This is a genomic window from Hydrogenophaga sp., from assembly GCF_025699295.1.
Lineage (GTDB): Bacteria > Pseudomonadota > Gammaproteobacteria > Burkholderiales > Burkholderiaceae_C > Hydrogenophaga.
On sequence record NZ_JAILWB010000036.1, the window covers coordinates 1 to 6,083 of the forward strand.

7 protein-coding genes and 2 tRNA genes are annotated in these 6,083 nt (G+C 66.7%); 2 read left to right on the forward strand and 7 right to left on the reverse strand.

Translation table 11 applies throughout. The features are described from left to right. Positions 1-173: 173 nt before the first annotated feature. Positions 174-1,340: a mandelate racemase/muconate lactonizing enzyme family protein gene (locus K5880_RS22965; RefSeq protein WP_297658276.1), complete on the reverse strand. Its 1,167-nt coding sequence runs from the start codon at positions 1,338-1,340 to the stop codon at positions 174-176. A 96-nt stretch (positions 1,341-1,436) separates the two neighbouring features. Here K5880_RS22965 and K5880_RS22970 point away from each other — a divergent pair, with 96 nt between their 5' ends. After that, on the forward strand, positions 1,437-2,351 hold the full coding sequence (locus K5880_RS22970) for a LysR family transcriptional regulator (RefSeq protein ID WP_297658278.1): 915 nt from the start codon (positions 1,437-1,439) through the stop codon (positions 2,349-2,351). Positions 2,352-2,428: 77 nt separating this feature from the next. Here the strand turns inward: K5880_RS22970 and K5880_RS22975 are convergent. Next, positions 2,429-2,504: transfer RNA gene (locus K5880_RS22975), tRNA-Ala, on the reverse strand. Between the two features lie 129 nt (positions 2,505-2,633). Here K5880_RS22975 and K5880_RS22980 point away from each other — a divergent pair. Beyond that, the gene (locus K5880_RS22980; RefSeq protein WP_297658281.1) at positions 2,634-3,488 is read left to right on the forward strand and encodes a DUF3047 domain-containing protein; all 855 of its coding nucleotides are present in this window, start codon (positions 2,634-2,636) and stop codon (positions 3,486-3,488) included. 96 nt (positions 3,489-3,584) lie between these two features. Here K5880_RS22980 and K5880_RS22985 read toward each other — a convergent pair whose 3' ends face one another. The 5 genes from K5880_RS22985 to K5880_RS23005 all read right to left on the reverse strand — a co-directional run bounded on the left by K5880_RS22985 (position 3,585) and on the right by K5880_RS23005 (position 6,081). Beyond that, positions 3,585-3,905 carry a phosphatase PAP2 family protein gene (locus tag K5880_RS22985; protein ID WP_297658283.1) on the reverse strand — a complete coding sequence of 107 codons (321 nt, stop codon included), beginning with the start codon at positions 3,903-3,905 and terminating at the stop codon, positions 3,585-3,587. Beyond that, positions 3,833-4,000, reverse strand: coding sequence for a hypothetical protein (locus tag K5880_RS22990; protein WP_297658286.1), 168 nt, complete (start codon positions 3,998-4,000; stop codon positions 3,833-3,835). Before K5880_RS22990 ends, K5880_RS22985 begins: the two co-directional genes overlap by 73 nt. Before the next feature lie 184 nt (positions 4,001-4,184). Further along, positions 4,185-4,259: transfer RNA gene (locus K5880_RS22995), tRNA-Ala, on the reverse strand. A gap of 32 nt (positions 4,260-4,291) precedes the next feature. After that, positions 4,292-5,203: an NAD(P)-dependent oxidoreductase gene (locus tag K5880_RS23000; protein ID WP_297658289.1), complete on the reverse strand. Its 912-nt coding sequence runs from the start codon at positions 5,201-5,203 to the stop codon at positions 4,292-4,294. 116 nt (positions 5,204-5,319) lie between these two features. Continuing rightward, positions 5,320-6,081 carry a GntR family transcriptional regulator gene (locus tag K5880_RS23005; protein WP_297658292.1) on the reverse strand — a complete coding sequence of 254 codons (762 nt, stop codon included), beginning with the start codon at positions 6,079-6,081 and terminating at the stop codon, positions 5,320-5,322. Positions 6,082-6,083: the final 2 nt, after the last annotated feature.

Here is a 6,083-nt window from a genome sequence, read left to right on the forward strand (position 1 = left end):
TGGTCTGAGGGAAATTGCCGTTCGAGCGGCGTGCGAAATGGGGACCGCTCAAGGCGGCTTCCCGGTGAAAGAAGGCATCGGGCCACCGGCAACCAGAAGTTGCTCGCATTCGGCCAGCGCACCACGCGCGGCGGCTCGATGCAGAGCACTCCCTTCTGCGGCGGCATAGGCACTCATGCCGAGAGCTCGCGCATCACTTTGATGAGGTCTGCCTTGCCCTCGAAGCCGATGCCGGGCAGCTCGGGCAGCATGACGTGGCTGTTCTCCACCTTCACACCGTCGGGGAAGCCACCGAAAGGCTGGAACAGATCCGGGTAGCTCTCGTTGCCGCCCAGGCCCAGGCCAGCGGCGATGTTGAGCGACATCTGGTGGCCGCCGTGCGGGATGCAGCGGCTGGCCGACCAGCCGTGCTCCTTGAGCATGTCCAGTGTGCGCAGGTACTCCACCAGGCCGTAGCTCAGCGCGCAGTCGAACTGGAGCCAGTCGCGGTCGGGGCGCATGCCGCCGTAGCGGATGAGGTTGCGGGCGTCCTGCATGGAGAACAGGTCTTCACCCGTGGCCATGGGGTTCTTGTAGTAGTTGCGCAGCGTGGCCTGCAGCTCGAAGTCCAGCGGATCGCCGGGCTCTTCGTACCAGAACAGGTCGTACTGCGACAGGGCCTTGGCGTACTGGATCGCGGTGTCCAGATCGAAGCGGCCATTGGCGTCCACGCACAGCTTCTGGCCGTCCTGCAGCACCTCCATGATCGAGTCGATGCGGCGCAGATCCTCATCGAGCGAAGCGCCACCGATCTTCTTCTTCACCACCGTGTAGCCACGGTCGATGTAGCTGCGCATCTCGTCCTTGAGCTTGTTGTGGTCCTGCCCCGGGTAGTAGTAGCCGCCGGCGGCATAGACAAAGATCTTGCGGTTGGCCGTGCCATTGCCGTAGCGATTGGCAAGCAACTGGAACAGGGGAACGCCTTCAATCTTGGCCACTGCGTCCCAGACCGCCATGTCGATGGTGCCGATGGCCACCGAACGTTCACCGTGACCGCCCGGTTTTTCGTTCGTGAACATGGTGTTCCAGATCCTGTGCGGATCCAGGTTTTTTCCACTGTCGTCGATCAGCGCGTCAGGGGTGGCTTCCATCACGCGAGGGATGAAGCGCTCGCGCATGAGCTTGCCCTGGCCGTAGCGGCCATTGGAGTTGAACCCGTAGCCAACGACCGGTTTGCCGTCGCGAATCACATCGGTGATCACCGCGACGAGGCTCAGGGTCATCTTGCTAAAGTCGATGTACGCGTTGCGAATCGGCGAGCTGATGGGAAGGGTTTTTTCTCGGATCTCGACGATCTTCACGAAGGGTCTCCTGCGGTAAAGAGACCAATGATCCGTCTGGATCAGACGTTTGCCCAATGCCGTTTTTCTTGCCTTTGATGTTTTGAAAGCACCGTCATGACGATGAACCTGTCCTGGGTTGATGACTTCAACGCACTGGCCGCCACCGGGAACTTCTCGCGCGCCGCTGAAGAACGGCACATGACCCAGCCGGCGTTCAGCCGGCGCATCCGTGCGCTGGAGGAATGGCTGGGCGCGGAGCTGTTTGACCGCAGCTCGCAGCCGGCACGGGTCACTGAAGTCGGGGAATGGTTTCGCATTGCCGCGCAGGATCTGCAAGCGCGGGTCGCCGCCATTCCCGGTGAGGCGCGCGCTGTGGCCGAAGCGAATTCATCGACCCTTCGATTCGCCTCGACACACGCGCTGTCATTCACCTTTCTGCCGCACTGGCTTCGGGCGCTGGAGGCGCACGCCACGATGGGACCGATTCAACTGGTTTCGGACGTGCAGCTGAAATGCGAAGGCTTGCTCGCCCAAAGTGAGGTGCACTTCATGCTGGCGCATGCGCACGCCAGCGCACGTGGCCCGCTGGACGACGCGAGCTTTCCAAGCCTGCTGGTCGGGAAAGATCAGCTCGTGCCGGTGTCGGCACCTGACGGAAAGGGAGCGCCGATGCACAGACTGGAGGGTGGGAACGCCGGTGCAACCATCCACTTGCTGGGCTATAGCCAGGTATCGGGTCTGGGGCGCATCCTGAGAGCGCTCAAAGGACCCGCCATCGAGCGACTTCATCACCAGTACGTGCTCACCGCCCACCTGGCTTCCGTGCTGCGGACCATGGCACTGGACGGAAGAGGGTTGGCATGGCTTCCCAGACTGCTCGTGGGCGACGATCTGGAACGCGGCCGGCTCGTCATTGCCGCTGCCGCCGAATGGCATCTCGATCTGGACATCCGCCTTTATCGCTACCGCGCGAACGCGGGAAAAGCCGCCGAGGGTTTCTGGGCGGCGGCGCAGGCCAGCGTGGCGTAGCGGATGTCTTGCCCTGGCCGTCAGTCGTCAGAACATTGACGTCCTCTGGCTTGGCGGCGCAGGGGAAAGAAAGAAGCTGGTGGAGACGAGGAGGATCGAACTCCCGACCTTCGCATTGCGAACGCGACGCTCTCCCAGCTGAGCTACGTCCCCACGGGCTGAAATGTTAGCAAAGCTGCGGTGCTTCAGGTCATGCCGTTGCGTTTGTCGTTGCGCGCGCGTGTCAACACGCTGTCACCTGAGCGCGTGACAGTGCACGCAGCGAAACAACCGCCACGCCCCATGCGCCATGCTTCCGATTCCGGGCGTCGTGTCCCCACCCTTCGAACCGGTGCACTGGCCTTGATGGCCTGCGTGCTGCTGGCCGCCTGCGCGTCGTTGCCCACGGACGACGGGGATGGCCTCGCCCTGCCCGACTCGGCCTGGGCGCGGGCGGTGCACATCGCGGGGCCGGCTTCCCCCGGTACCTGGAACCACCTGCGCTTTGGCCACCAGAAGCCCACGCGCTACAGCCCCACGGTGCACCAGGGACGCCCGGCCCTTCTGGCGCGCAGCGACGCGGGCAACAGCACGCTGCGCATGGCGCTGGCGGCACAAGACGTGGCGGCGGCGCCATGGCTGTCGTTCTCCTGGTTCGTACCCGCGCTCAACGAGCGGGCCGATCTGCGCGAGGCCGACATCGACGACGCCGTGGTGCGCGTGATCCTGGCCTTCGAGGGCGACCGCAGCCGCATGGCCGCGCGCGACCACATGCTCTCCGAAATCGTCCAGCTGGTCACCGGCGAGCCCTTGCCGTACGCCACGCTGATGTATGTGTGGGACCACCGCTACCCGGTGGGCAGCGTGATCCCCAACCCGCACACGCAACGCATCCGCAAACTGGTGGTGGAGTCCGGGCCGCGGCGCCTGAATCAGTGGGTGGACATGGAGCGCGACATCGACGCCGACTACCGCCAGGTGTTCGGCGAGGCCCCGGGCCGCCTGGTGGCCATTGGCGTCATGACCGATTCCAACAACACGCGCGAGAAGGTGCACGCCTGGTTCGGTCCGCTGACGCTGTCGGCGAAGGCCGCGCTCGCCGGGCCGCTGCGCGCCGCCGACGAGGGGCAGGTGATCGAGGAAGCCGCGAGCCGCTGAGGCGCGCGCGGCAAGCCGGCGACTCAGGCGTGTCTCGGCGTTGTCATGCATTCGTCACGGTGGCGCGTGTCACGCCGCCGGGATGGTGTGTCGGTCTCAGATCAGCTGCAGCGCGACGAGGGCGCCGAGCGCCGCGCCACCGACGAGGCCCGCGAGCACGTCCGAAGGGAAATGCGCACCGGCGTGGACGCGTGCCCAACTGGTGCACAGGGTCACGGTGGCCATGGCAGCGATCAGGGACCAGACGGGAATGGCGACCGCCATGAAACCGACCGCCGTGCTCATGACGGCGGCATGCGTGCTGGGAAAGCCCGAGCGCGAACCGTGATCGAGGTGGTTGGCGCTCAGCCCCTGCGCGCCATTGCCTTGGCGACGGCGAGCCGCTGGCGCTGCGCGCCACGGCCCGCGTCCATCCACTGGAAGAGCCACACGTCCACGCGCCGCAGGCCCCAGGAGGCGGGCGAAGCTTCGGCGCTGGCGATCAGGGATGGTCGTGCGTTCGGGAGTTCCATGCGACCACGCTAGCGTGGCGAAGTGTCATCGACGTGAATCGAGGCCTCACCCGGTCGGATGTCTCGCTAACCGCACTGCGGGGAACGTCACTGATCCGTCAGCACGCTCAACCCCGGCACCACCTGTGTGCTGGAGAACACAAGCCCTGGCCGGTTGCCGCAGTGCCGGGCACCGGTTTCGAGCTGGTGGAGACGAGGAGGATCGAGCTCCGACCTTCGCATTGCGAACGCGACGCTCTCCCTGCTGAGCCACGTCCCCATGGGCTGAAATGTCAGCAAAGAAGCGGTGCTTCAGGTCATGCCGTTGCGGCTGGCGAGTTCGACGAAGAGGGCCGAGTGGTCCAGGTCGGCGAGGCCGTGATCGGCGGCCTGGGCGAACAGTTGTTCGAACAGTTGCGTGATGGGGGCCTCGAAGCCGATCTCGCTCGCGGTGGTCAGGGCGTTGCGCATGTCCTTGAGCTGCACGGCGACGGCACCGCGCTTGGTGAAGTCGCGCTCGATCATGCGCTGGCCGTGCACCTGCAGGATGCGGCTGTCGGCGAAGCCACCGGTGATGGCCTCCTTGACCCGGGCCATGTCGGCGCCACCCTTCTCGCACAGCAGCAACGCCTCGGCGACCGCGCCGATGGTGATGCCCACGATCATCTGGTTGGCCAGCTTGGCGAGCTGGCCGGCGCCATGCGGGCCCACGTGTACGGGCTTGCCCAGTATCTCGAAGAGCGGGCGCACGCGCTCGAAGTCGGCCGGCTTGCCACCGGCCATGATGGCCAGCGTGCCCTCTTCGGCGCCGACCGTGCCGCCCGAGACGGGCGCGTCGAGGTGGTGCACGCCCAGCGCCGCCAGCCGCGCCGCATGGTCGCGCGCCTGGCGCGGCTGGATCGAGGACATGTCCACCACCACGGCACCCGCGCGCAGGCCGTCGGTGGTGCCTTGCTGGAACAGCACGTCCTCCACCACGCCGCCGTGTTCCAGCAGCGTGATCACCACATCGGCGCTGGCCACGGCCTGGGCGGGTGTGTCGGCCACGGTCGCGCCCAGCGGCTGCAGGCGCTCGGCCTTGCTGCGCGAACGGTTCCACACGCTGACCTGGCAACCGGCCTCGCACAGGCGGCGGGCCATGGGAAAACCCATCATGCCGATGCCGAGAACGGCCACGTGCAGGGAGGACAGCGAACCGGTGGTGGGGTTGGAGGAGGTGTTCACGCAAGGGCCTGCTGGATCAGAGAGGGTAGGTCCCGGCGGCTGCCGGATGGATTCAATGTAGGGCAAAAAAAGGCGGTTTCCGGGCCAGGCCCGGAAACCGCGTGCAAGTGGGTCGGCTACGCAGGTAGCCGATGTCCACGGAGTTGTCGGGTGCGGGTCGTGCTCGCCAGCGGGTGGGGGCTGTCGTCGGGTGCTCGGGTCCGGGCATTCAGCTGGGTGCTCAGCACGTGGCTGGCCTGGCTGCCGTGCTCCTGCATCAGGGTCATGGCGCGTGCCACGTCGCCCCGCGCCACGGCTCGCGCAATGGCTTCGTGCTCGTCCCATACGGGTTCGCGCAGCAGTGCCGTCTGCAGGGCCGCACCCATGGCGCGGCGGATGTGGTGCCAGTGCAGCAGGGCACTCTGCTCGATGAGCGGGTTTTGCGCCGCGCGGTACAGCGCGGTGTGGAAGGCCAGGTCGGCGTCGATCATGGCCTTGATGTCGCCGCGCTTCACCGCGGCACGGCCGCGCGTGAGCAGGGCGGGGTCGAGCACCGTGCGGCGCTCGGCCGCCAGCCGCACGGCCAGGCTGTCGAGCGCGCCCCGCACCTCGTACACCTGGGCAATCCAGCCGGTGTCCAGCGGCGTGACCTGCAGACCCCGGCTGCGGCCTGCGGGGCCGGTCGTCAATGGCGCGTCCTGCACGAAACCGTCCTTCTTCAGCAGCCGAAGCGCCTGCATGACCGGCTGGCGGGAGACCGCCAGCTGCACGGCGAGTTCATCCTGCGTGATGCGCTGCCCGGGGGCCAGCGAGCCGTCGCTGATGGCGTCGAGCAGCACGCGGTAGACCTGGTCGACCAGGTCGGGCGCGGTGTCGGGCTGGAAGGGCTGAAGGGTCATGG

What these genes read in the sequence shown, in the direction of transcription:
- K5880_RS22970 (WP_297658278.1), top strand. Translation starts at nt 1,437, where the DNA reads ATGACGATGAACCTGTCCTGGGTTGATGACTTCAACGCACTGGCCGCC.
- K5880_RS22980 (WP_297658281.1), top strand. Translation starts at nt 2,634, where the DNA reads ATGCGCCATGCTTCCGATTCCGGGCGTCGTGTCCCCACCCTTCGAACC.
- K5880_RS22990 (WP_297658286.1), bottom strand. Translation starts at nt 4,000, where the DNA reads ATGGAACTCCCGAACGCACGACCATCCCTGATCGCCAGCGCCGAAGCT.
- K5880_RS23005 (WP_297658292.1), bottom strand. Translation starts at nt 6,081, where the DNA reads ATGACCCTTCAGCCCTTCCAGCCCGACACCGCGCCCGACCTGGTCGAC.